Source organism: Devosia oryzisoli (assembly GCF_014837245.1).
Classification (GTDB): domain Bacteria; phylum Pseudomonadota; class Alphaproteobacteria; order Rhizobiales; family Devosiaceae; genus Devosia; species Devosia oryzisoli.
Window position 1 is genome coordinate 537,661 of sequence record NZ_JACYFU010000001.1, and the last position, 24,723, is coordinate 562,383.

Sequence of the window (24,723 nt, forward strand, 5' to 3'; positions counted from 1 at the left end):
CAATGGTGTGAGTATGGGATTTGGGGGCGGCTAATAGACGGTTGTCAGGACCTCGACCTCGCGCGGGCTGCCGGGCTGAACCTGAATTTCGCGGTTGTAGACGCGGTCTCCGAGCTTGGCCAGCACGAGGTAGTCGCCTTCTGCCAGGACGGTCGTCGGAAAGGCGCCCCGGTCGGTAAAGATGGTCGTGCCATCGTCGGTCTTGACCGTCCATTCCACGTCGGCGATCGCCTCGCCGCCTTCCTCGGAAACCAGTTTGAACGAGAGTTCGCTGGCGCGCTGATAGAGCGTGGCGTCCGTGATCTCCCCTGGCTCGACGCGCAGGTCGGCCTTGACCGAGGCGTTCACGTCCCCGAACCGAGAGATGATATGGTAGGTCCCAGCGGTCAGGGTTACGATTTCGTTGGGTGCGAGGTTCTCGGCGACCATCTGGCGCGAGGATTCCGACCCCGCGGTCATGATGTCGAAGTGCAATTCGGTGGGAGAGATCGGGATGTCTCCCGTCACCATGGAATTCAGCCTCAGGGCGCCAGCCTCCAGGTCAATCGTCACATCGTTCGGTCCCGGAACGACATTGAGTTCCTGACTGACCTGTGCGCGTCCGTAGGCGACATGCACCATGTAGGGCCCGGGTGGCAGCTGGAACTTGCCCGTTCCATCCTCGGATTTCGCGACCAGGGCGACCTCGCCGCTGGCGTCGGGAGTCGCCTCGAAAACGCGCCACACCAATCCGTCCGTAACCGGGTCTCCCTCGTGGGTAATGCGCGCCTTGAGCGTAACGGGTTGCGGTGCGCTTGTGGCGGTATCGATTGCATCTGTTGCCGCAGTCCCGGCGCCGGAGGTCGCGCCGGCGTCGCGATCCGGCCGAGGGCGCGGCAGCGGCGGGATTTCGCTGCTTTCCTGCGAGTATGAAGGCAGCAAAGGTGCCAAATTGCCCACAACGAGCACCATCAGCGCAAGAAGCGCCATTGCCGATCCGCGTATCATTCCAACTCCGCGCCGCACGTCACTCGATTCCCGTCGGGATAGGGGCCGAGTTAGGAAAAGCTGTGTCACACTGCGTGGAATATGAAAACCGCTGGCCTTCGATTTTCTCCTCATGCGCCTTCCCCCTTGCGGCAGTGCAGGCTAAACCCGCAACTCATCGTGGAGAATACAATGCTCGCTAACGACGCCTTGCGCGACTATCTCCTGACCCGCCGATCGGTGGGTCTCGCCTTTCTTAAGGAGCCGGGCCCCGATGCCGAGCAGTTGCGCACCCTGCTTACCATTGCCACACGGGTGCCGGACCACGGCAAACTGTCTCCCTGGCGGCTCGTGATCTATGCGGGCGATGCGCGCCAGGACGTGGGGGATCGACTGGCCGCGATCGTGCGTAAGCGCAACCCTGCCATTGACGAGCAGAGCCTTGAGCAGGAGCGGCAGCGGTTTCTTCCGGCGCCCCTGACCATCGGCGTCATCTCCACCGCACGACCGCATCCCAAGATCCCCGAGTTCGAGCAGGTCCTGTCCGCCGGTAACGTCGCCTTCAACATCGTTCATGCAGCCAATGCGCTCGGCTTCGCTGCGGATTGGGTGACGCGCTGGTTCACCTTCGACACCGAGGCCGCCGCCATGCTTGGTGCCCGGCCGGAAGAGCAGTTCGTCGGCTTCGTGCACATCGGCACGCCCACCGCCATTATTCCCGACCGTCCCCGTCCGGATCTGGAGAGTGTCGTGAGTACGTGGACGCCGCCGGAAAATGGTTAACGCTGTCTTAATCATTGGCGGGTGAAAACCAGAGGCATCTGATTCAGCCGCTGTGGTCGCCAAATGGGTGTTCAGCCCATCTCCATTCCGCAAAGCCTGGCCTACGTCCTGTCATCGGCAGGCGACCGGAATGGTGTGGACTTTTCCTACCTGTTGCAGACCGCGATGCGCGAAAGCAGCCTCAATCCCACGGCCAAAGCCAGCACGTCATCGGCTGTTGGCCTCTTCCAGTTCCTCGAGGGCACCTGGCTACAGACCCTCAAAGAGCAGGGGCCGGCTCTCGGCTACGGGGACTATGCCGGTCAGATCACGCGAAGCCGCAGCGGCGATTATGTAGTGCAGGACCCGGCGAAACGAGCCCAAATCCTGGCGCTGCGTGAAGATCCCAAGATAGCCGCGGACATGGCCGCTGCCTTCACAAGGGCCAATGGAGACTACCTCAAAGCCAGGTTCGGCAGGATGCCCAGCGCAGGCGAACTCTATATCGCGCACTTTCTGGGGCCGCAGGGCGCGGAGCGTCTGTTCAATGCCGGTCTGCAGAACCCCGACCAGATTGCCGCCGCGCTATTCCCCAAGCAGGCCGAGGCGAACCCTTCCATTTTCTACTCCGACACGGGGGCGCGGACCATTCGCGAGGTGTACCGCGTTCTTGTGGCCAAGCACGGATCGGAGACCGGTCCGGCATTCGTGGCGCAGCAGATGGCGGGGCAGGGAGGCACTCCTGCCAAACCTGCCGAGCCGCCTCTTCCGTCGCGCTTTTCGCAAGAAAACATGTCCTTTACCGGCCTTTTCAAGACCGAGCCAGAGAAGCCGGCTGACGAGGCTCCTGGAAGTGCGGCATTCTTTACCCAGCTGTACGGACAGTGATTCGAACTGACTGCAATTGTCTGCGTGATTTTTTGAGGTGCGTTAACATTTGGGGCGCCTAATCGGGCGTCAGTACTCGTCCGGAGGGATGATCATGCGCGATCTCGGTTATCGGTCACATGGGGCCACGGCGCTTCCGCGCGGGCTAATCATCGGCGGACTGGCGCTCACGTCATGGATCGCCGTGGCCAGCCTCTGGCAGGTCACCCACCTCGTCTTCAGCGCTATCCTTCGATAACGCCAAGGGCGCCCTATGGGCGAGACCCCAAGCCCTTCATTATGGTGAACCGTTCCTTAAACTCTGGTCCCTAGAGTGATCTCCGCTGGAGTGCGGAGAGTAGGATGATCGGCTATCAGGAGTTTGCGCGGCTCAGCCAATCGAGCGACAGCGACGAGCGTGGCCATGCTGCGCATCTGGCAGCTCTGGCCTATCTCGGCTTCGATGGCCCCGCCGATGAGCACGCGGCACTCTATGCAGCCCTGGTGTCGTTCCTCGACGATCCGTCGGTCAAGGTTCGCGCGGCGCTGGCTTATGGGCTGCTGCATGCAGAACGGGCGCCGCGGCCGATCCTGCTGGCGCTGATGCATGATAGTGGCGTCATCGCACGTGCAGTGCTCCAGTATTCACCCGTGCTGGTGGATGCCGACCTGGTCGGCATGGTGCACACGGCCGATGTCGAGACCCTATTTGCGATTGCTCAGCGCGACAAGATCAGCAGGCGGCTGGCCCGGGCATTGATCGATCGGGCAGAGGACGGCATCAGTCTCGGCCTGCTTCGCCGCAGCGACGTCGAAATCGACCCGGATCTGTTGGATACGCTCGCCAACAGGCATGGACAGGATGCCGCCTTCCGCGGGGCCCTGTTGGCCCGAAAGGATCTAGGGGGACATGCGCGCTTGCTTCTGGTGAAGCACGCGACAGATGCCTTGAGGGGGTGCCGCATGGTCAGCGGTGCGCTTGCCGCGGAACGGCTCAACAGCATCCTGCGCGACGGCAATGACACCGCGATCTCCGCCATCGGCGAAGGCGAGGTGTGTCGCAAGGCGCAAGGCTACGTGGAGCAGTTGGTTGGCGCGGAGCGACTCAACACGCGGCTTCTGCTGCATGCCATGGTAACCGGACACGTGATGTTCTTTGCGGCGTGCGTCGCAGAACTGGCGGGCGTTTCGCAGACGAAGACCTACTCCATTCTGGAAAGCGGTAGCCGCCCTGCGTTGCGAGCCCTCTTTGGCCGATGCGGCTTGTCGGCCGCCCTCTGTGGCCTTTTCGTGCGGCTCATCATGCACGCGCGTTCGGCCGACCTGGCCGACGATGTGGCGGCACGGCATTTTGTTGTCACGGCGCTGACGGAAGACCTCATCGCGGAGTACGAGGGGGATATTCCCACAGACCTGGAAGAAGCCTTCGCTTATCTCGGAGAGCAGAACATTGCGCTGGCCCGCAAGGCAGCGCGCGGCGTTATGGCAGCGTTCGCCGAAACGGCGGTCGGGGTCTTGAGCTTGCCCCGTCAAGAAGACGAGCGCCTGCATCTTCCGGCGGCCTGACCCTTAAAACTTGAACTGCTCGCTCAGGACCCGTTCTTCAAGGCTGGTGCCGGGGTCGAACATGAGCGTGACGCCGTGCGATCTATCCTCGCGCACCGTCACCTCCTGCACGTTCTGGTATTCCACGTTGTCAGCCACCGCACTGACGGGACGCTTGTCCGGCTCCTGCATCGCAAAGGTCACCACGGCGCGATTGGACAAGATGGCGCCGCGCCAGCGTCGCGGCCGGAACGGTGAGATCGGTGTCAGGGCCAGAAGCGGCGCTTCGATCGGCAGGATCGGGCCGTGTGCAGACAGGTTGTACGCCGTTGAACCCGCCGGGGTGGAGAGTAGGATGCCGTCGCAGATCAGTTCGTCGAGGCGCACTTCGCCATCCACCGAAATCCGGATCTTTGCGGCCTGGTGGGTAGAGCGGAAGAGCGACACCTCATTGATGGCAAGGGCTGTGCGCGTGGCGCCGGATGCATCGCGGACGCTCATGGAGAGCGGAAAGATGCGCGTGCGTTGCGCCGCCTCGAGCTTTTGCAGGAGGTCGTCCTCGGCAAAGCCGTTCATCATGAACCCCACGGAGCCGAAGTTCATGCCGTAGACTGGTATGCCCAGTTCCATCACCGCGTGCAGCGTCTGCAGCATCAGCCCATCGCCGCCGAGCGCAACGACGACATCAGCGTCCTCGATCCGGGCTTGCCCATAGCGCTCGTGGAGGCGTCTGGCCGCGGCCTCGGCGCCGGCGGTCTGGTTGGTGACGAAATGGACCTTGAGCATGCGACACCAGCCCCCCGAACCGGGCTCACCTAGCATGCCAGGATAAGACAGGCCAGATGGCGGGTGCGTTTTGAGGGGATGGTGCCGGCAGCAGGGTTCGAACCCGCGACCCCCTGATTACAAATCAGGTGCTCTACCAACTGAGCTATACCGGCATGGGGAGCCGTTTATCATTGAGTGAGGGCCCAACACAACTGCTGTTGTCGTCGGACGGGGCGGCGAGTGCCGAAACTTTTTTTGCGCGTCGGCTCGGGATTGCGCATTGGGAATGCGCCGGTCGGGACAGCGGGAGAGGGGTTTGGCGTGAGCTGCCAGTGACGTGGATGAACTTGCTGCAACGCCTTGTTCTGTCAGGGTTTCCACCTGTTTCAAGCTTGTGATGAGGGAATGTCGCGCGGTACTTAGACCCCCATCGGTGGGAACAGTTTGCACAGGAACGGCGCATGGTGGACGGGCAGCGTTTGAGCCATCTTCAGGCCCTCGAGGCCGAGAGCATCGAAATCCTGCGCGAGGTCGCCGCCAGCTTCGAGCGGCCGGTGATGATGTACTCCATCGGCAAGGATTCGAGCGTCCTGCTGCATCTCGCGCGGAAGGCCTTTTACCCCGGCAAGATCCCGTTTCCACTGCTGCACGTGAACACCACTTTCAAGTTCAGGGAGATGATCGCTTTCCGCGATCGGACAGCGGAGGAGTACGGCTTCGAACTCATCTCGCATACCAATCCCGAAGGGCTACGTGACGGGATCAACCCTTTCGACCACGGGTCTTCGCGCTACACGGACATCATGAAGACCCAGGCGCTGCGTCAGGCGCTCAACGCGGGGCGGTACGATGCCGCCGTTGGCGGTGCGCGGCGGGACGAGGAAAAAAGCCGGGCCAAGGAGCGCGTCTTTTCACACCGCAATGCCAGCCATGCCTGGGACCCGAAGAACCAGCGTCCCGAACTGTGGCGGGTGTTCAACACGCGGCTCCATCCGGGCGAGAGCATGCGTGTCTTCCCGATCTCGAACTGGACTGAACTCGATGTGTGGACCTACATCTACGCCGAGGACATTCCCATCGTGCCGCTCTACTTCGCCAAGCCGCGGCCGGTGGTGGAGCGGTCCGGCACGCTGATCATGGTGGACGATGAGCGGCTGCCGCTGGCCCCTGGGGAAACGCCGCGGATGGAAACGGTGCGGTTCCGGACACTGGGCTGCTATCCGTTGACCGGTGCCATCCGCTCAACTGCCGCCGATCTTCCCTCGATCATCATGGAAATGCAGGCCAGCCGAACGTCCGAGCGCGAAGGCCGCCTGATCGACAGCGACTCGGTTGGGTCGATGGAAAAGAAAAAGCAGGAAGGGTATTTCTAATCATGACCCTGGCCATGGCGACGCCCGATACCGACCTCGATCTGTGGCTTGAGCAACAGACCGGAAAGTCCCTGCTGCGCTTCCTGACGTGCGGCAGCGTTGACGACGGCAAGTCGACGCTGATCGGCCGGTTGCTCTACGACAGCCAACTGGTGCTGGACGATCAGCTGGCGAGCCTGCGCAACGAGTCGCGCAACCGATCGGTGGGCGAAGAAGGCATCGACTTCTCCCTGCTTGTGGATGGGCTTTCCGCCGAACGCGAGCAGGGCATCACCATCGATGTGGCCTACCGCTTCTTCTCCACCCACAAGCGCAAGTTCATCGTTGCCGACACGCCGGGGCACGAGCAGTACACCCGCAACATGGCCACGGGCGCATCCAATGCCGATCTTGCCCTGGTGCTGATCGACGCGCGCAAGGGCATCCTGACCCAGACGCGGCGCCACAGCTTTATCCTCTCCCTCGTGGGCGTGAAACACGTGGTGCTGGTGGTCAACAAGATCGACCTGGTCGATTACGACCAGGACGTATTTCACCGGATCGTTGCCGAGTATCGCGCCTTCGCCGAACCTCTAGGGTTCAAGACCCTGCAGGCTGTTCCTGTCTCGGCATTGAGGGGCGACAACATCCTCAGGTCGAGCGAGAGAACCGCCTGGTTCAACGGCGCGGCCCTGGTGCCCTATCTCGAAAGCATCGAGGTCGCCGAGGACCGCGTTGCGGCCGATTTTCGCTTCTCGGTGCAGTGGGTAAACCGGCCAAACCTCGATTTTCGTGGATTTTCTGGAACAGTGCTCTCAGGTGAGATTGCAGTCGGCGACGAGGTGCTGGTGGCTGCCTCTCGCAAGCTGGCCGTCGTTTCGCGCATTGTCACCTTGGATGGCGATCTCGATACCGCCATCGCCGGGCAGGCGGTGACACTGGTGCTTGACCGCGAGATCGACGTCTCCCGCGGTGACGTGCTGGCGCGGCCGGGGAAGGTGCCGGAGTTTTCCAACCAGTTCCAGGCGCGCCTCATTTGGATGAACGAGGAGCCGGCCTATCCAGGGCGCTCCTATCTCCTCAAGCTTGGTGCGCAAGTGGTTCCAGCGACGATCACGGACCTCAAATTCCGCACCAACGTCAATACGCTGGAAAACGGTGCGGCCACCAAGCTCGACCTTAACGAGGTCGGCACGGTCACAATCGCCACCGACCGCGCGATTGCCTTCGACCCCTATGCGAACAATCCCCTGAGCGGCGGTTTCATCCTGATCGACCGGTTGTCCAACGCCACGGTCGGCGCAGGCACCGTCTCCTACGGGCTGCGCCGTGCCCAGAACCTGACCTATCAGACGTTTGACGTGAACCGGCAGGTGCGCGCGCAGATGAAAGGGCAGGACGCCCAGATTGTCTGGTTCACCGGCCTTTCAGGCTCCGGGAAGTCCACCATCGCCAATCTCCTTGAAAAGCGGCTCACGGCCGAGGGGCGGCATTGCTACATTCTCGACGGCGACAATGTGCGGCACGGGCTCAACAAGGATCTGGGCTTCACCGAGGCGGCGCGGGTTGAGAACATCCGCCGTGTCGCCGAGGTGGCCCGGCTCATGGCCGATGCCGGCCTCATCGTCATTGTTTCGTTCATCTCGCCTTTCGAGAATGAACGCCGGTTGGCGCGCGAGATCGCAGGAGGGGTCCGGTTCACCGAAGTTTACGTCGATACGCCGCTCTCGGTAGTCGAGCAGCGCGACCCCAAAGGTCTCTACAAGCGCGCGCGGGCAGGGGAGATCAAGAACTTCACCGGCATCGACTCGCCATTCGAAGTGCCTGAAGACCCTGAGATCGTGCTGCATGGCGGGGACGAGACGCCAAGCGAGCTGGCGGATCGGCTGCACGCCTGGCTCAAGATCTAGCTCGCTTCCGCCCGCGCCGCCGATGGCAGGCCGGCAAAGTCGTTCTGATCGATATCGGCAAGCGTCTTCATCAGAAGGCCGCGGAAAATGGGTTCCTTCTCGTCGCGGTGGGCGATGACCTGGGGGAGGCCATTGACCTGGCACACTAGCGAGGCGGCTAGGGCGCGGTCGATCTCGGGGCGCATCAGTTCGAGCGCGTGAGAGCCTGGGCCAACGATCAGGATGTGTGACGGGTCGTAAATGGCCAGCATGCGGCTCAGCCCATAGCCGAGAGCGCAACCAGCCGTGTTGAAGGCATGGATTGCACTACGGTCGCCCAGCTGTGCGCGTTGAATCAGAGCGCGATACTGTTCCGGCGGCACTGTGGCCGCTGGTGGCGTCGTTTCGCGAACCGAGTACGCCGTTCGCAAGACCGCATAGTCGGCAGCGTAGGCTTCGATGCAGCCCCGCATGCCGCAGCGGCACAGGGCTCCTTCCGGCGCATGGTTCATATGGCCGAACTCGGTGCCGCCGCTGTCTTCCCGACCCAGCGCCTGTCCGCGAAAACTGACGCCCATCGCCACGGTTGAGCCGACGAAGACAGTCGCAACGCTCTTGTCGAACAGGTCCGGGTCGAGCCAGCGTGCGCCCTCGGCAAGAAGCCTGCCGCGCTTGTGCAAGGTGACGGTAGCGCCTGCCAGTTGCGCAAGGTCTTCAACAAAAGGCTTGCCGGCCAGATCGGCAACGGGCGACCATTTGAGGCCACGGCCGGCGCTATCGAGGATGCCCTGGACGGAGATGGCCACACGGCGCAGGGTGGGAGCGGCCTCCGGGCTGCGCTCCAGCAATGTCTGGATTCGCTGCGCGAAGAATCGGTCGGGCGGCAGGGTGGCGAATACCCCGACCGGCATCTCGCTTTCCAGCCGGTCCACCAGCACGCCACCATAGTCGACCAGCGACAGGCGCAGCCTGTTGACGTCCATCTCAATCAGGGCCGCATGGGCGGCGCGGCGTGTAAACCCCACCAGCGTTGCAGGACGGCCCCGGCTGCGCCCGTCCGGGCGTTCGGCCGGAAGGTCCTGTACCAGCCCCTGCGCCACTAGGTCTTGGCTGATGGCCGTGATGCTGGCGTGACTGAGGCCTGTCAGGGCGGCCAAGGCTGTGCGCGATTGTGATCCGTGCAGACGCAGCGCCCCCAGCACCAGACCGCGATTTTGGCGTCGCACGCTGTCGCTGTCGCTGACTGTGCGCGTCACCCATGCCCTCCCTGTTTCCGCATCACTCACCAACAAGGCTGTTGTATGCCACGATCGCATCGCGCCGCGACAGCCGAGATTGACGTTGACAGCATTGTTGCCGCCGTGCCACTTCTTTTTTCGAGCGTTGAAAAAATGCTCTTTGGCACGGGTTGAGGAGCCGCGTGCAGGGCTTCTTGCCACTTTGCAAGGGGGGTCGTTGCTCGGCCCCATTAGGGAGGACATTATGAACAAGTTTGCAGCCATTCTGCTGGCTACGACTGTGCTTACCGGCGCGGCCGTTGCTCAGGACAAGATCACCGTCGGCGTGAGTTGGAACAACTTCCAGGAAGAACGCTGGAAAACGGACGAGGCAGCCATCAAGTCCGCGCTCGAAGCGGCAGGGGCCGAGTACATCTCGGCTGACGCCCAGTCGTCCGCATCCAAGCAACTGACCGATATCGAGAGTCTCATCAGCCAGGGTGCGGACGCACTGATCGTTCTGGCCCAGGATAGCGACGCGATCGGGCCTGCTGTTGCCGCCGCGGTGGCCGAAGGCATTCCGGTGGTCGGCTATGACCGCCTGATCGAGAACCCGGACGCGTTCTATCTGACTTTCGACAACAAGGAAGTGGGCCGCATGCAGGCCCAGGGCGTGTTCGACGTGCAGCCGGAAGGCAATTACGTCTTCATCAAGGGCAACTCGGCCGATCCCAACGCCGACTTCCTGTTTGCCGGCCAGATGGAAGTCCTCCAGGACGCCATCGACTCTGGCGCGATCAAGAATGTGGGCGAAGCCTACACCGACAATTGGAACCCCGAAGTCGCCCAGGCGAACATGGAACAGTTCCTGACCGCCAACAACAACGAGGTTGACGCTGTGGTTGCCTCGAACGATGGCACGGCCGGTGGCGCTATTGCAGCGCTCGCAGCGCAGGGCCTTGCTGGTTCGGTGCCTGTTTCGGGCCAGGACGGCGACCATGCCGCGCTCAACCGCATCGCGCTCGGCACGCAGACCGTGTCGGTCTGGAAGGACGCGCGCGAACTGGGCAAGAAGGCTGCGGAAATCGCGGTCGAACTGGCCGGTGGCAAGGCTCTCGGCGAGGTCACGGATGCGGTGAAGTTCTCTGACGGCCCGAACAAGATCGAGATGAACGCCGTGCTGCTGCCTCCCGTGCCGATCACCCGGGACAACCTCAACGTCGTTATCGACGCGGGTTGGGTGAGCAAGGACGTTGTTTGTCAGGGCGTCGCTGCTGGCACCGTTGCCGCGTGTGACTAAGTCCAATCTGTACTAGACCGATCCGGCGTGCCGTGGCGTTCGCGCTGCGGCACGCCGATGATTGATGCTCGTTCCGCTCTGCCGGACGGACGAATTCTACGGGAGACCCCAATGGCCGAGCATGCTCTCTCGAGCCCCGTGCACCCGAGCAGCCACGCGCGGAACGCCCTGCAGCGGTTTCTGAGTGCCACTGAAGTCGATACGCGCCTGCTGGGTATGATCGGCGCCTTGGCCATTATCTGGGTCGGCTTCAACATTTTTTCCGGCGGGCTGTTCCTCACGCCACGCAATCTGTGGAATCTTTCGGTGCAGACCGCCTCTGTTGCCGTGATGGTGACGGGCATGGTGCTGGTCATCGTCACGCGCAATATCGACCTGTCCGTCGGCTCCATCCTGGGCCTGGTCGGCATGGTGATGGGCGTGATGCAGACCTCGTTCTTCCCTGTGCAACTGGGCCTTGGGCTCGGTCATCCCTTGATCTGGGTGTTGTCGCTGGCGGTGGGGTTGGCGGTGGGTACGGGGATCGGGGCGTTGCAGGGCGTCATCATCGCCTATCTGCGCGTGCCGGCGTTCATCGTCACCCTTGGTGGCTATCTGGTGTGGCGCGGGGCCGCATGGTGGGTCACCGCGGGCCGAACCGTTGCGCCGATGGACTCCACCTTCCAGCTCATGGGCGGCGGACCCGGTGGCTCGGTAGGCGCTTTCTGGAGCTGGGTGGTCGGCATTCTCGCCTGCGTAGCCATCGTCGTTGGCCTTCTCCTGGGGCGCCGCCAGCGCCAGCGATTCAAGTTTCCGCAGCGTCCCGTGTGGGCGGAGGTGGTGTTGGGCGTTTTGGGCTGCGGGGCGACCATCGGTGCCGTTCTGATCGCCAATGCCTACCCTTGGCCCACGCGCATCGCCGCAAACTTTGCCGAGGCGAACGGCCTGGATGTGCCAGAGGGTGGGCTCTTCATCTCGCATGGCATCGCAATCCCGGTGCTGATGGCAATCGGCGTGGGCGTGGTCATGACCTTCCTTGCCACCCGCACACGCTTCGGCCGATATGTTTATGCAATGGGTGGCAACCCCGAAGCGGCTGAGTTGGCCGGCATCAACACGCGCTGGGTGACGGTCAAGATTTTCATGCTGATGGGCGCGCTCTGCGCCATCGCCGCCGCCATTTCCACCGCGCGTCTCAATGCTGCCACCAACGCGCTTGGCACGCTCGACGAGCTTTATGTCATTGCGGCGGCGGTGATCGGCGGAACGTCGCTGGCCGGGGGCGTCGGAACGATTGCGGGCGCGCTGCTCGGGGCTGTGGTCATGCAGTCGCTGCAATCGGGCATGGTGCTGATGGGACTCGACAGTCCGCTGCAATCCATCGTCGTCGGCATCGTGTTGGTGTTCGCGGTGTGGCTCGACACGCTTTACCGCCGGAACAAGTACTAGGAGTTGCGTCATGCTGGATACCAGCACGCCACTGGTCGAAATGACCGATATCTCGATCTCGTTCGGCGGCATTCGCGCGGTGGACCAGGCTTCCATCACCCTCCACAAGGGTGAGGTCGTTGGACTGCTCGGCCACAACGGCGCCGGGAAATCCACCCTGATCAAGATCCTGTCAGGCGCCTACAAGCGCGATACCGGCGACATCCGGATCGATGGTGCACCGGCTACGATAAACAACCCGCGCGATGCCAAAGGCTATGGTATCGAGACCATCTATCAGCAGCTGGCCGTGGCGGATAACGTGGACGCGGCGGCCAATCTCTTCCTTGGACGCGAGATGGTGACTCCGCTCGGGACGCTGGACGACGCCGCCATGGAGTCCAAGGCGCGTGAGGTGATGGGGCGGCTCAACCCCAACTTCCGCCGCTTCAAGGAGCCGGTGAAGGCACTTTCGGGTGGGCAGCGTCAATCCGTGGCTATCGCCCGGGCCATTCTTTTCAACGCCCGCATCCTCATCATGGACGAGCCGACCGCCGCTCTTGGGCCACAGGAGACGGCGCAGGTAGGCGATCTCATCAAGCAGTTGAAGTCCGAGGGCATCGGCATCTTCCTCATCAGCCACGACATTCACGACGTGTTCGACCTGGCTGACCGTGTGGTGGTCATGAAGAACGGCCAGGTGGTGGGTGAAGCCAAAACGACGGATGTAACCAAGGACGAAGTGCTGGGGATGATTATTCTGGGCAAGGTGCCGCCCGGCGCGACACCAGGTCCGGGAGCCATTCGCGAGTAGCCGCGTTAGCCTGATGCCGGGATGACCGGCGTCAGCGTCCTGCGTCCATGTCCGACAAGTACAAATATCGCCATCGGTTTCTGACGATCTTGCGGCTCATGCCGCGCAATGCGACGTTGTATGCCGGTTTGGGCGTCGGCGTGGTGGCGTTCTTCTGTGGCGTCTGGGTCGTGCCGCAATACGCCATTGGGATCGGCGCCAACGCGTTTTTTATCGTCTTCTGTGCCCTTTCCTGGCTCAAGACACCGCTGCTGACGGCAGACTACCTCAAGAAGAACGCGCGCAAGGAAGACACTCCGGCGCTGGGCATCATCCTCATCGTAGCGTTCGTGGTCTCGGCGTCGATCATCTCGTTGACGCTGGCGCTTTTTTCGGGAACCAAGCCCGATCCCTTCCAGGTCATATCCGGGGTGACATCGGTTCTAACAGGCTGGTTCACGGTTCAGACGCTAGGGGCGCTGCACTACGCCTACGAGTACTATCAGGCCCCGGACGAACAGGGTGGGGGAGACAGCGAAGTCGAAGGCGGCCTGGATTTTCCCGGCGATGAGCCGCCAAACGGCGTCGCCTTCATGTATTTTTCGTTCACCATCGGCACGTCGGTCGCGACGTCCGATACACGCCTCCAGAGCAACACCATGCGTCGTCGGGTGATGGTTCATCTCGTGTTCTCGCACCTCTACAACACGTTCCTGTTGGCCTTTGCGGTCAACGTATTGATGAGCCTGGGCGGCGGGGGCGGTGGCTAAGCATTGCGCTCACTTGGCGGCCTGTGCCATTTTCCGCGCCGACCAAGGAGAATCCCATGAAGACGCGTGCCGCCGTTGCCTTCGCCGCCGGAAAACCGCTGGAGATCGTCGAGGTCGACCTCGATGGACCAAAGGCCGGGGAAGTCCTTATCGAGATCAAGGCGACGGGCATCTGCCACACCGATGATTTCACGCTGAGCGGGGCCGATCCCGAAGGGCTGTTTCCCTCCATTCTGGGCCACGAAGGCGCCGGCGTGGTGGTGGATGTCGGTGCCGGCGTCACCTCGGTGAAGAAGGGCGACCACGTCATCCCGCTCTATACGCCCGAATGCCGCGAGTGTCCCTCCTGCCTCAGCCGCAAGACCAATCTCTGCACGGCCATTCGCGCCACCCAGGGGCAGGGGCTGATGCCCGATGGCACGTCGCGCTTCTCGTTCGAGGGCAAGCCGATCTTCCACTACATGGGCTGCTCGACGTTCTCGAATTTTACCGTGCTGCCCGAAATCGCCGTGGCCAAGATCGACCCGGCCGCGGCCTTCGACAAGGTTTGCTACGTCGGCTGTGGCGTGACGACGGGTGTGGGCGCCGTGATCAATACGGCCAAGGTGGAAGAAGGCGCAACCGCCGTCGTCTTCGGTCTGGGCGGCATCGGCCTCAACGTCATCCAGGGACTGCGCTTGGCAGGCGCCGACATGATCATCGGCGTCGACGTCAACAACGGCAAGAAGGCGTGGGGCGAGCGCTTCGGCATGACGCACTTCGTCAATCCCACCGAAATCGGCGAGGACATCGTTCCCTATATCGTCAACCTTACCAAGCGGCGCGGCGACACGATTGGCGGGGCCGACTATACCTTCGATTGCACGGGCAACACCAAGGTCATGCGGCAGGCGCTCGAGTGCAGCCATCGCGGCTGGGGCAAGTCCGTCGTCATCGGCGTGGCCGGCGCAGGGCAGGAAATCTCCACCCGTCCGTTCCAGCTGGTCACCGGCCGGACTTGGATGGGAACGGCCTTTGGCGGCGCCCGTGGCCGGACGGACGTCCCCAAGATCGTGGACTGGTATCTCGACGGCAAGATCGAGATCGATCCGATGATTACCCACACGCTGCGGCTCGAAGACATCAACAAGGGCTTCGAGATGATGCACGCGGGCGAAAGCATTCGCAGCGTGGTGGTTTACTAGGACCCCGGCCAGCGCGTGCAATGGCTGTGCCTTCCGGACAGTCTCTTTGTTGGAAGCCATCGACCATGCCTCATCCCACGATCTTCGTTGATGCCGATGCCTGCCCGGTCAAGGAAGAAGCCCGACGGGTCGCCGAGCGGCTGGGTCTGGTTATCGTCTATGTGAGCAATGGCGGCGTGCGGCCATCGCGCGACCCGATGGTGCGCGTGGTGGTCGTGACGAACGGCGCAGACGCTGCAGACGACTGGATTGTCGAGCATGCCGAAGCCAACGACATCGTTCTGACGGCGGACATCCCGCTGGCCAGCCGCGCCATCGACAAGGGGTGTCACGTCCTCGGCTTCACCGGCAAACCTTTCACGCCGGCCTCGATCGGCATGGCCTTGGCCATGCGTGATCTCAAGCAGCACCTGCGTGAGACGGGTGACATCAAGGGGTACAATCCCGGATTTCGACCCGCGGACAGATCGGCCTTCCTCAGTGCCCTAGACACCCTCGGGCGCCGCGCCCAAACCTCTGCACGGTAAGAATTGCTTAAGCTTTCGCGAGGAGAATTTTAACCATAATCGCAAATTGTAGGACCTGCTTTTCTTCCGGGTGCAGGTGTCTCAATTGCGGTTGTTGCGTACGGTGTTTGCGGTGGCGTTGACGGCCACTGCGCTTGGGGCCTGCGCCAAGCCGGTCAGTCAGAATGCCCTTGCCACCGGCCCGGTGAAAGCACAGGACGCGGTCGCGGCCAGTGCACCAGACACGATTGTGACCGGCGGCATAGCGTCCAGCGTTTCCGCCAGCTACACACAGTCCATGCCTCGCCGCATCTTCCACGGGACCAGTCTCGCCGGCCGCACGCTGGAAGTGGGCAGCGCGGCCGATATCCAGCTCAAACCAGGCGAGGTCATCCTGACGTTCGACGATGGGCCGCGTCCGGGCAAGACGGAGCACATTCTCGATACGCTCGAGGCCCACGGGGTAAAGGCGACGTTCCTGATGCTTGGCTCACAAGCCAAGGCGCATCCGGAATTGGCGCGCGAAGTAGCCTTGCGCGGCAACACTGTAGGCAACCACACCTACGATCACGCCGACCTCGCAAAAATGAGCCGGCAGGATGCCATGGACGACATTGCCAGGGGCGCGACGGCGATCGCTACCGTCTTGGACGGGGCAGGGGGCGGCCTGTCGCCGTTCTTCCGGTTTCCTTATCTGGCGCAAACAGGGTTCCTGCGCACCAGCATGCTGCAAGGCGACGTCGTGGTGCTCGACGTCGATATCGACAGCAAAGACTACTATGCGGAGACTGCGGACGACGTCATTCAGCGGACGCTGAAGCGCCTGGATGCCCGCGGCAGTGGCATCATCCTCTTCCACGACATCCATCAGCGAACGGTCGACCTTCTCCCGGTCTTCCTCGATGAAATTGCCGCTCGCGGCTATACGGTGGTCTCCCTCAAGCCACGCACTCCCGGCGTCTTTGGCCGGAGCGTAGTGACCGCGAGTGTTGCTGGAGTGAAAACGGGCCAGCCAGCGCCGTTCTAAGCCAGCGGCTTGATCGGGGTGAGGCGCTTTGAAGAGCCGGCTATCTCAGCCAGTGCTTCGAGCCATCCTGCAGAGCTACTCTTCGTCGTCTTCCACGTCGGTGAGATATACGGAAACTTCGATATCGATGCCGTGGGCCGCAATAGCCGCGACTGCGTGCGCAGGAAGTCGCGCAGACATCGCTTCACCTTCGGCAGGGTAGTCGAAAGCAATGTCGAGCACCGCCTTGCCGATGCGCCGGTCCTCCAGCATGGCGGCAATGGCCGGACCGGAGCGGTCGGCCAGTTCCAGGAGGGCTCGAACCGGGTTGTCGACGGGAACGTCCACCTGCGCGTAGAAACTGTTGTCCGCGTCCTCTGGCTCGTATCGGACCGTCAGCTGACGCAGCGCCGCATCAAGATCGTTTTGCGGAACGCTGACGCCGGAAAGCCTTAGCGCGATGGCGAAGGGTTGAAATGTGCTCATGTCGCCCGTCCGGCAGTGGCCGCGAACAAGGCGATGGCCGCCGCGTTCGAGACGTTCAGCGACTTGATCTGCCCTGGCATGTCAAGCCGGACCATCTCGTCGCACAGTTCGCGCGTCCGCTGCCGCAGGCCCTTGCCTTCGGCGCCGAGAACAATGGCCATGGGGCGATCGTCGGTGCGCGGCTTCAGCGGCGCGTCAGATTCAGAATCGAAGCCAAGGACGAGCATGCCGCGGTCCTTGAGGAGTTGGATGCTGTCGCCCAGATTGCGCACTTCGATCATCGGCACCATGTCGAGCGCGCCCGATGCTGCCTTGGCCATGACCCCCGTTTCCCGGGGGGAGTGCCGCGCGGTGGTGATCACAGCGTCCGCACCGAAAGCGCATGCGGTGCGCAGGATGGCGCCCACATTGTGGGGATCGGTGATCTGGTCGAGCACGACGACCAGGCGCAGCGGGTCGATGTCGTTGAGCCCGAAACGGCCGACAGGATCGACCTCCAGCGCAACGCCCTGGTGCACCGCCTCGCCGCCAAGGAGGCGGTCGAGTTCCTTCGGCGTCGTCTCGCGCACCGGCACCTTGCCGATCTCGCCACCTTCGCGCAGCCGGTTGAGCCCGTTGGGCGTGGCCAGCAATTCGATACGGCGGCGCCTTGGGTTGTCGAGGGCAGCGCGCACCGTGTGCAGCCCATAGAGATACACTGGGCCGGCGTCTGGATCGTATTTGGGCTTGGGCGGAAACTTGTTGCGGCTCATGGCGCCAGCGGTAGCGGTTTTGCCTGACAGTCGCAAGCGGCACCCGCTTCAGTTCGGCCGGAGGTGTTCGAGCACCTGGGAAATGCCCCTGCTTGTCCGCGCCAAGGGCTTGTATTCGAGTCCGACCGCTCCAGCGTACCCGTGGGATGCTAGCCAGGCGAGACGCGAGCGCAGGTCGATGGTGCCGCCGCCGGGTTCGTTCCGTCCAGGGTGGTCGGCGACGTGCGCGTGCACCACCCGGTCCACACGGTTCTTGAGAACATCCTCGATCCGCTCACCCATCACCGCCGAATGGTAAAGGTCGTAGACGATGCCGATTTCTTCGCGGCTTATCTCGTCCACGATATCGAGCGCGTCCTGTGTGGACGAGAGAAAATAGCCGGGGTGATCGATCAACGTGTTGAGCGGCTCAAGCCCGAGCTTCACATTCGTTCCCTTGAGACGGTCAGCCGCACGCGCAAGCGTTTCAACCAAGGTAGCCCGCTGGTGCTGCCTTGGCACGCCCGGAAGGTCATTGCCGGCCTGAGCGATCAGCACACGGGCACCCAGCCGCTGCGCGACCGCAACGGATTGTTCCAGGCCGGCCAGAAAATCCTCCCGGTTTGCCGGGTCGGTCAGGGCGATCATGGGTTCCGCCACGAAACCGGTGAGCGGAATGTCTGCTGCTTTCAGTGCAGCGTCGATCGAAGCGATGTTCTTGTTGGACCACAGCCAGAATTCCACCGCGTCGAGGCCGGCCCTCTTGGCAAGCCCGATGCGCTCCGCCAGGTCGGACGCCTCATCGGCAAACAGCCATTCAATACAGGCAGAAAAACGCATGATCGGCTCCCCGGCCCATGATCGGCTAGATCGTCTTCAGCCAGCCGCCATCGACAAAATAGGCTGAACCGGTCGAATAGCTGGCCTTGGCGGAACATAGGAACACGAAGAAGTTCGCAACTTCTTCCGGCGTTGCGAAGCGGCGCATCCCGCCGGCTTCGTCGGCCACTGCTTGCAGGTGAGCCTCGTAGCCTTCTTCCCCCGCGATCTGCTTGGCGGTCTTTATCCAGTCCGGCGTGAGCACGAGGCCTGGGTTGATCGTGTTCACCCGGATATTGTCCTTGACCACCTCGTTCGCCAGGGTCTTGGAGAACATCACCAGAGCCGCCTTGGTGGTGTTGTAGATCGGCTCGTACCATAGCGGTTGCACGGCGCAGATGGACGCATTGTGGAGCACGACCCCGCCACCGCGGCTCCGCATCGACGGAAGGACGCCTCGCGCCAGTCGAACCGCGGCCATGACATGCAGGTCCCAATAATACTGCCACTTGGCATCATCGGCCTCGGCTATGGTCTCGTTCGATCCCGTGCCGGCATTGTTGATGAGAATATCGATGCCTCCAAAACGATCGAGCGCGCTGGCCACGAGATGGGCGCAGCCATCGGCCGTGGCGACATCACAGGGCACACCGAGCGCTGATACGGCGTGCTCGCGTGCAATTCGCGCCGCCTCCCCTTCGCTGCGAGCTCCGTCGCGGCCAGCCAACACGACATTGGCGCCTTCGGCCGCAAGACCTTCGGCTATAGCCAGGCCGATGCCAACGGTGCCCCCGGTGATGATTGCCGTCTTGTTCCTCAGTCCAAGATCCATCTACCCCTCCTGTGAAGGGCATCATCCGCTGGCCAGGCGGCAGGGACAAGAGCCGCGCGATGGGCTGGTGCAGTTCGTGAACTGAAATATCTTCCCCAAGCGGTCGCTGCGTGGAATGGGTAGTTCACCTCGCCCTCGGCGAGGGAACCCACTCTGAGGACCGCACACCCAATGCCTGCCGCTCTGCAAAGCCGCCTCAACGTGATCCTGCTGATCGTCGCGCTCGCCGGGCTGATTTCGGGGCTCGGGTTGATGCTGGCCGGCAGGAGCCAATTGGCGGCGGTCGCGTGGACTGCTGGCGTCGTTCCCGTGCTCGTCGCCCTGGTGGTCGAAATCGTGCGCAGTCTGGCCAAGGGAGAAGTGGGCCTCGATATTGTCGCCGCGCTCTCCATGTCGGCCGCGCTTTTCTTTGGCGAGACGCTGGCCGCTTCGGTAGTGGCCGTCATGTACTCGGGCGGCACCTTTCTCGAAAGCTTCGCCGAAGGCCGGGCGCGCCGCGAGATGCGCCATCTTCTCGCGCGCGTGCCGCGTACAGCGACGCGGCATCGCAATGGGAAGCTCGACGAGGTTCCGCTGAACGAGGTGGCCCCCGGTGACCTGCTCCTCATCCGCCAGGGGGATGTGGCCCCGGCCGATGGGGTGGTGGAGGGCGACCGGGCAATCCTTGATCAGTCGGCGCTGACGGGGGAATCCATGCCGGTGCGGCTTGCCCGCGGCCAGGAGGTTATGAGCGGCTCGACAAATGCCGGGGAGGCCTTCGATCTTCGGGTTACGCGCCCGGCGGCGGAAAGCACCTATGCCGGTATCGTGCGCCTGGTAGAGGCCGCGCAGGCGTCGAAAGCACCCATGTCGCGGCTGGCCGATCGCTACTCCCTCATGTTCCTGCTCGTTACCGTTGTCCTCGCATCATCGGCCTGGTGGCTCACCGGCGACCCAATTCGTGCCGTTGCCGTCCTGGTCGTGGCGACGCCATGCCCGCTGATCCTCGCCGTTCCGGTGGCTCTGGTGGCCGGCTTGTCACGGGCGGCACAGTTGGGCGTCCTGATCAAGGGAGCGCGACCGCTGGAAGCCTTGGCGGGGATCAGGACGTTGATCCTCGACAAGACGGGAACCTTGACCGATGGGCGGCCGCGGATCGTCTCCATCGAGCCGCTGTCGGGCCTTCGCCAGGACGAGGTGCTGTTGCTAGCTGCCTCGCTTGAGCAGGCCTCCAAGCACCCCATGGCGCGCGCCATTGTGACATCCGCCCGGGAGCGCGGTACGACGCTGCATATTCCCACGCAGGTAGTGGAAATAGCCGGCGAGGGTCTCGAAGGAACAGTCGACGGGCGCCGTGTGGTCATCGGAGGGGCGAGCTTCGTCGCCGGCCGCATTGCTGCCACCACCCCCGAGCGTACCATCCTTGAGGCAGATGCGGCGCTGGTCGCGGTCGCCGTCGATGGCCAACTGGCAGCACACATCGTCATGGCAGACACGCTGCGGGCGGGTACGCCCCTCCTGCTCAAGGACTTGCGGCGTCTGGGTCTGAGCCGGATCATGCTGGCGACGGGCGATCGGCGCTCGGTGGCCGACGCCATAGTCTCCGGCCTCGAGCTGGACGCGGTACACGCCGAGATGACCCCGGAGCAGAAGGTGCAACTGGTGTTGACGGAAAGGGAAAGCCATGCCCCGGTAATGATGGTGGGCGATGGTGTTAACGATGCGCCAGCCTTGGCCGCAGCGGATGTGGGGGTGGCGATGGGCGCGCGCGGCGCCGCCGCGTCCGCCGAAGCTGCCGATGTCGTTCTTCTGGTCGATCATTTGGATCGGCTTCTGCCCGGAATAGAGATCGCGCAGGGCGCGCGACGGATTGCGCTCCAGAGCGTGGTCGTGGGTATTGGCCTCTCGATCGCGGGAATGCTCGCTGCGGCCTTTGGCTATCTCACGCCCGTGCAGGGCGCGCTGCTCCAGGAGGCCATCGATGTCGCCGTCATCCTCAACGCCCTCCGTGCCCTGCGCATCCGGCCCCAGGCGCTGCCTCAATCCGATGACTCAATCGCCAGATAAAGGATTGTCACCGGCCCGTTCCACGCGCTGCACCGGCGGAGGTTGATATGGATCAACGTGGAAATCCCGAGCAGGGGTAGGATGCTCGGCACAATGGAGGTCGCACATGCGGATAAAAGACAAAGTCGCGGTCGTTACTGGAGCCGGTTCTGGGATAGGCCTGGCCATTGCCCGCCGGTTTGTTGCTGAAGGGGCCAAGGTCGTTGCTCTGGATTGGCACGCCAACGCCATTTCCGCTGCCGTCGCCGATATCGGTGGTTCGATTGTCGGCATGACCGGGGATGTATCCAAAGAGGTCGACTGCGTGGCCATGATCGAGCGGGCCCGCACCGAGTTCGGCCGCGTCGACATTCTCGTCAACAATGCCGGCGTGATGGACCTGTTTCAATCCGTGGCCGATGTGGACAACGCGACGTGGCGCCGGTGCATGGCCGTCAACGTCGATGGTCCCATGTATGCCATGCGCCGGGCCGTGCCGCTGATGCTGGCCCAGGGGAGCGGCGCAATCGTCAACATCGCTTCGGTCGCCGCAACGGGCGGTGGTGCAGCGGGAGCCGCCTACACTGCATCGAAGCACGCGCTCATCGGCCTCACCAGGAGCACGGCTTACCAGTATGCAAAGCTGGGGTTGCGCTGCAATGCGCTTGCCGTGGGAGGTGTCAGCACCAACATCATGGACAGCGTGGAGGGCAGGGCGCTCGACGAGGCAGCCCTTGGCCGAATGGGTGCCTACCACGCCAGCAACCCCGGCATGCTCGAGCCTGAGGACATCGCCAACGCCGTGCTGTTCCTGGCCTCGGACGAGGCTCGCCATCTCAATGGTGCAGTCCTCCCGGTTGATATGGGCTGGAGTGCCGCCTGAAGGAGCTAATCGTCACAACCTGATACTGTGCTGAGGCCCCGATACGGGACTTCTGCTGGCCCCTAGTGGGCCAGCAGGACCGGCATCAGAGGCGTATGCAAGACATCCCGCGTCGCGCCGCCAAGAATAAATTCGCGGAACCTTGTGTGTCCATAGCCGCCCATCACGAGGAGGCCTGCGCCCGCGTCCGAGGCGCCTCGCTGCAGGATATTGCCCGGATCGGGCTGCAGGTCGTGCAGCTCCTTCTGTTGGGCCGCGATGCCGTGACGGCCGAGATAGCGAAGCAGGCTCGTAACGGATTTGCCTGCTTCCGGTCTGTCTTGTGAAGCCGTCAGCACCGTGACGGACTTCGCCTTCACCAGGAACGGCATTGCATCGAATGCAGCCCGGCTTGCGCTACGGCCGCCATCCCAGGCGATGGCGATCTTGCCGAGATCGAAGCCGGACAGGTCCACCTCGGGAACGACCATCACAGGCCGTCCCGTCCCGAAGATCAACGCCTCTGCGATACTGGATTTTTCGTCGGAACCCGGTGAGACGATCGCCAGGGAGAGGTCCCGGCTTCTGGCATGAGGCAGCAACGCTGCCGCTACATCACCATAGGGAGCACGCACCGTGGTGTGGCTGTAGATCAACGCATCCGGCCGCCCTTGGGTAGCCTCCGTCAACTGCCGGGCCAGCTCTCTGCTCCGGGCTTCCACCTCGGCGATCATCTGCGGCAGCGAGATCAGTTGCGCTCCCCAGCGGTTGGCCAGGTCGGGTACGTCCACTTCGACAGGCGCGAAAGTGACATTCGAGGCGAACCGCGCAAGGAAGTCGGGCAGCCGGCGCGCGAAATCCAGCGATGTGGCGTCCGGATAGGTGAACAGGGGAACAAAGACGTCGCTCAAGAGAGGACCGTTGGCCTCGCGCAGCGTCTTCTGCAGCAACACGACGCCCGGATCATCGGGATAGGGAATAGTCTTGAACCCATACTCCCGTTCGATCTGAATGGCGGCATCGTTGGCTCGGCTTTCCAGAGACTGGAGACGTTTCACGCCCATGGCCTGGGCATGCTTGGTCACGTGGCCCAACAGTGCCCAGCCGATCCCTCGGTTCCGGAAACTGTCGCGGACCGAGATGGCCACTTCACCGACGTCCAGCTCAGCGTCACAGGCAAGCAATGCCGTAGCAACGACCTGCGTCTGCCCGATATCGAAGGCCAGAAAGCTTTCCGCGCGCCGTCGATCGACATCGATCATGGCGGCAAGTTGTGCGGGTCCGGGCTTGATACCACTGAGGAACCGGAAACGCAGATCTTCCGGTGTGACCCTGCCAAAGAACTCCTTGAGCGCGGTTTCGTCGTCGCGGCGCGCCGGACGAACAACAAACTTGAACCCATGACGCGCTGTGAGCTCCACTTGTCCCGCCGGTACCTCGTTCATGATCGGCTCCTCACCTTCAATCTGTGAGCAACTCATAGCGGCTGTGGCAGCAGGGCGCCTTGACCTCGATCAAGTCGTGACTTCCTGCGGATTGTTCGTTGAACAGGTGGACAATGCGCCCTTTGAAACCTGGACCTGACACTTCCGGACGAGAAACCTTGGAGCAGATGAGAGGGAACGCCCCGAAATTTGACGGCAGTCAATCGCCCCGCGGATCGCTGGTGCATAGTGAACGGGTCATATGGAGAGGCCGATTTAGACCGAAGAGAACTTCTTCAAGCGAAGAACTGATTGGAAGGCCGGGTCGGACATCGTTGAAATGTGACAGGGGCCTGTGGGAAAGCCTGAGCGGCCATCCGGTGAAACGGAAGGTGAGTAAGGCAAGCACCACAGGCCCGGGTGCATTGGGCGCCACGCTATAGGGTTTGCTGACAGGACTGAGGCTGGGCGCAAACCGGCGGCCGGTCACGAGCAGTACAAGTCCGATCAACCGGTCGTCCTCGCGCCCATTATCTCGAAACACCCGTCCACTGCCGACCCAGATTGCAGGCCGCCTTCTGCGCGGCCTGACGTTCTTCCGGAGTGAAATGATGCGGCTTGGCGTAGTAGACAGACAGAACGCCCAGGATGGCGTTGTCAGCTCCGGGTACGGGCGTCGATAGGACGGCGCGAAACCCGGCCTCTTCGGCGACTGGCAGGTGTGGGGCATAGTCAGGGTCGTATCGCACGTCTTCAACCGCCACCTGGCTGCGGCTCTCGAATGCGCGGCCGTGGACGGTGCCATCTCCCGGTACAGACGTGCTGAAGTGCTTGAGAAAGGGGATGCGGAAGTTTCTCTGGCTGGCAATGACAAGGGCGCCTGCAGATATATTGTAATGTTGCGTGATCCCGAACTGCGCTCCGCAGTCGTGCAGGGCTTGTCCTATTGCTGCATCGGCAAGCCGATGAAAATCCTCGTCCGCCTCTCTGATGGTCGCGCCCGAAAGAGCCTCGAGTTCGCGCAATTCTGCTTGGAAATCAGACATTAAGGTTTGATAGCGCTGCCTCTCCTGGGGAGGAAGGTCCTCTTCGAGGAGCGCTAAGAAACGCCGTATGTTTTGGCGCAACACGAACCGCCACACCGTTATCACGCTGATGTTTTCAGAAAAAATCCGCGCAATGACGGTATTCTTGCCTGCGCCGCAGTGCAAT

General features: G+C 62.7%; 24 protein-coding genes and 1 tRNA gene. 15 read left to right on the plus strand and 10 right to left on the minus strand.

All coding sequences use genetic code 11. From position 1 onward, the window contains the following. Positions 1-30 precede the first annotated feature (30 nt). Complete coding sequence (locus tag IC608_RS02720; RefSeq protein WP_191772486.1) at positions 31-987, minus strand: hypothetical protein; 957 nt, start codon at positions 985-987, stop codon at positions 31-33. Positions 988-1,158: 171 nt separating this feature from the next. Between IC608_RS02720 and IC608_RS02725 the strand changes: the two genes are divergently transcribed. The 4 genes from IC608_RS02725 (at position 1,159) to IC608_RS02740 (ending at position 4,161) form a co-directional block, all read left to right on the plus strand. Next, the gene (locus IC608_RS02725; RefSeq protein ID WP_191772487.1) at positions 1,159-1,749 is read left to right on the plus strand and encodes a nitroreductase family protein; all 591 of its coding nucleotides are present in this window, start codon (positions 1,159-1,161) and stop codon (positions 1,747-1,749) included. Positions 1,750-1,812: 63 nt separating this feature from the next. Next, positions 1,813-2,616 (plus strand): transglycosylase SLT domain-containing protein, encoded by an 804-nt coding sequence (locus tag IC608_RS02730; RefSeq protein WP_191772488.1) that lies wholly within the window; start codon positions 1,813-1,815, stop codon positions 2,614-2,616. 94 nt (positions 2,617-2,710) lie between these two features. Next, entirely contained in the window at positions 2,711-2,854 is a 144-nt protein-coding gene (locus IC608_RS02735) for a hypothetical protein (protein WP_191772489.1), read from the plus strand. A gap of 104 nt (positions 2,855-2,958) precedes the next feature. After that, positions 2,959-4,161 carry a DUF2336 domain-containing protein gene (locus IC608_RS02740; RefSeq protein WP_191772490.1) on the plus strand — a complete coding sequence of 401 codons (1,203 nt, stop codon included), beginning with the start codon at positions 2,959-2,961 and terminating at the stop codon, positions 4,159-4,161. A gap of 3 nt (positions 4,162-4,164) precedes the next feature. On the opposite strand, the gene IC608_RS02745 is transcribed toward IC608_RS02740, so the two are convergent. Together IC608_RS02745 and IC608_RS02750 are read right to left on the minus strand one after the other, a co-directional pair. Next, a complete protein-coding gene (locus IC608_RS02745) occupies positions 4,165-4,926 on the minus strand; it encodes an NAD kinase (protein ID WP_191772491.1) in 762 nt (253 codons plus the stop codon). 79 nt (positions 4,927-5,005) lie between these two features. Continuing rightward, positions 5,006-5,081 (minus strand) — tRNA-Thr (locus tag IC608_RS02750). Positions 5,082-5,369: 288 nt separating this feature from the next. Between IC608_RS02750 and cysD the strand changes: the two genes are divergently transcribed. Further along, complete coding sequence (gene cysD / locus IC608_RS02755) at positions 5,370-6,281, plus strand: sulfate adenylyltransferase subunit CysD (protein WP_191772492.1); 912 nt, start codon at positions 5,370-5,372, stop codon at positions 6,279-6,281. Positions 6,282-6,283: 2 nt separating this feature from the next. Beyond that, entirely contained in the window at positions 6,284-8,170 is a 1,887-nt protein-coding gene (gene cysN / locus IC608_RS02760; protein WP_191772493.1) for a sulfate adenylyltransferase subunit CysN, read from the plus strand. On the opposite strand, the gene IC608_RS02765 is transcribed toward cysN, so the two are convergent. Continuing rightward, entirely contained in the window at positions 8,167-9,405 is a 1,239-nt protein-coding gene (locus tag IC608_RS02765; RefSeq protein WP_191772494.1) for an ROK family protein, read from the minus strand. The two genes, cysN and IC608_RS02765, sit on opposite strands and share 4 nt — an antisense overlap. Before the next feature lie 226 nt (positions 9,406-9,631). Between IC608_RS02765 and xylF the strand changes: the two genes are divergently transcribed. From xylF to IC608_RS02800, 7 genes are all read left to right on the plus strand, one after another. Beyond that, the gene (xylF, locus tag IC608_RS02770; protein WP_191772495.1) at positions 9,632-10,666 is read left to right on the plus strand and encodes a D-xylose ABC transporter substrate-binding protein; all 1,035 of its coding nucleotides are present in this window, start codon (positions 9,632-9,634) and stop codon (positions 10,664-10,666) included. Between the two features lie 111 nt (positions 10,667-10,777). Beyond that, positions 10,778-12,094: a sugar ABC transporter permease gene (locus IC608_RS02775; RefSeq protein WP_191772496.1), complete on the plus strand. Its 1,317-nt coding sequence runs from the start codon at positions 10,778-10,780 to the stop codon at positions 12,092-12,094. A 10-nt stretch (positions 12,095-12,104) separates the two neighbouring features. Further along, positions 12,105-12,887 (plus strand): ATP-binding cassette domain-containing protein, encoded by a 783-nt coding sequence (locus tag IC608_RS02780; protein WP_191772497.1) that lies wholly within the window; start codon positions 12,105-12,107, stop codon positions 12,885-12,887. Positions 12,888-12,934: 47 nt separating this feature from the next. Then, complete coding sequence (locus tag IC608_RS02785; protein WP_191772498.1) at positions 12,935-13,636, plus strand: DUF1345 domain-containing protein; 702 nt, start codon at positions 12,935-12,937, stop codon at positions 13,634-13,636. Positions 13,637-13,692: 56 nt separating this feature from the next. Further along, positions 13,693-14,820, plus strand: a complete 1,128-nt coding sequence (locus IC608_RS02790; protein WP_191772499.1) for an S-(hydroxymethyl)glutathione dehydrogenase/class III alcohol dehydrogenase — start codon at positions 13,693-13,695, stop codon at positions 14,818-14,820. A 65-nt stretch (positions 14,821-14,885) separates the two neighbouring features. Continuing rightward, complete coding sequence (locus tag IC608_RS02795; RefSeq protein ID WP_191772500.1) at positions 14,886-15,347, plus strand: YaiI/YqxD family protein; 462 nt, start codon at positions 14,886-14,888, stop codon at positions 15,345-15,347. Positions 15,348-15,432: 85 nt separating this feature from the next. Beyond that, positions 15,433-16,353, plus strand: a complete 921-nt coding sequence (locus IC608_RS02800; protein ID WP_248306153.1) for a polysaccharide deacetylase family protein — start codon at positions 15,433-15,435, stop codon at positions 16,351-16,353. Positions 16,354-16,428: 75 nt separating this feature from the next. Here the strand turns inward: IC608_RS02800 and IC608_RS02805 are convergent, their stop codons facing one another. The 4 genes from IC608_RS02805 to IC608_RS02820 are packed head-to-tail and all read right to left on the minus strand — an operon-like array spanning position 16,429 to position 19,200. Then, on the minus strand, positions 16,429-16,818 hold the full coding sequence (locus IC608_RS02805) for a hypothetical protein (RefSeq protein WP_191772501.1): 390 nt from the start codon (positions 16,816-16,818) through the stop codon (positions 16,429-16,431). Next, positions 16,815-17,570: a 23S rRNA (guanosine(2251)-2'-O)-methyltransferase RlmB gene (gene rlmB / locus IC608_RS02810; protein WP_191772502.1), complete on the minus strand. Its 756-nt coding sequence runs from the start codon at positions 17,568-17,570 to the stop codon at positions 16,815-16,817. Before rlmB ends, IC608_RS02805 begins: the two co-directional genes overlap by 4 nt. Positions 17,571-17,618: 48 nt before the next feature. Beyond that, positions 17,619-18,392, minus strand: coding sequence for a TIM barrel protein (locus tag IC608_RS02815; protein ID WP_191773761.1), 774 nt, complete (start codon positions 18,390-18,392; stop codon positions 17,619-17,621). Between the two features lie 22 nt (positions 18,393-18,414). Continuing rightward, positions 18,415-19,200 carry an SDR family NAD(P)-dependent oxidoreductase gene (locus IC608_RS02820; protein WP_191772503.1) on the minus strand — a complete coding sequence of 262 codons (786 nt, stop codon included), beginning with the start codon at positions 19,198-19,200 and terminating at the stop codon, positions 18,415-18,417. A gap of 171 nt (positions 19,201-19,371) precedes the next feature. On the opposite strand from IC608_RS02820, the gene IC608_RS02825 reads away from it, so the two are divergent. Further along, the gene (locus tag IC608_RS02825; RefSeq protein ID WP_191772504.1) at positions 19,372-21,246 is read left to right on the plus strand and encodes a heavy metal translocating P-type ATPase; all 1,875 of its coding nucleotides are present in this window, start codon (positions 19,372-19,374) and stop codon (positions 21,244-21,246) included. A gap of 106 nt (positions 21,247-21,352) precedes the next feature. Further along, entirely contained in the window at positions 21,353-22,108 is a 756-nt protein-coding gene (locus IC608_RS02830) for an SDR family NAD(P)-dependent oxidoreductase (RefSeq protein WP_191772505.1), read from the plus strand. A gap of 62 nt (positions 22,109-22,170) precedes the next feature. Here IC608_RS02830 and IC608_RS02835 read toward each other — a convergent pair whose 3' ends face one another. Together IC608_RS02835 and IC608_RS02840 are read right to left on the minus strand one after the other, a co-directional pair. Then, complete coding sequence (locus tag IC608_RS02835; RefSeq protein WP_191772506.1) at positions 22,171-23,532, minus strand: GNAT family N-acetyltransferase; 1,362 nt, start codon at positions 23,530-23,532, stop codon at positions 22,171-22,173. Between the two features lie 509 nt (positions 23,533-24,041). Continuing rightward, positions 24,042-24,557: a GAF domain-containing protein gene (locus tag IC608_RS02840; RefSeq protein WP_191772507.1), complete on the minus strand. Its 516-nt coding sequence runs from the start codon at positions 24,555-24,557 to the stop codon at positions 24,042-24,044. Between the last annotated feature and the right edge of the window lie 166 nt (positions 24,558-24,723).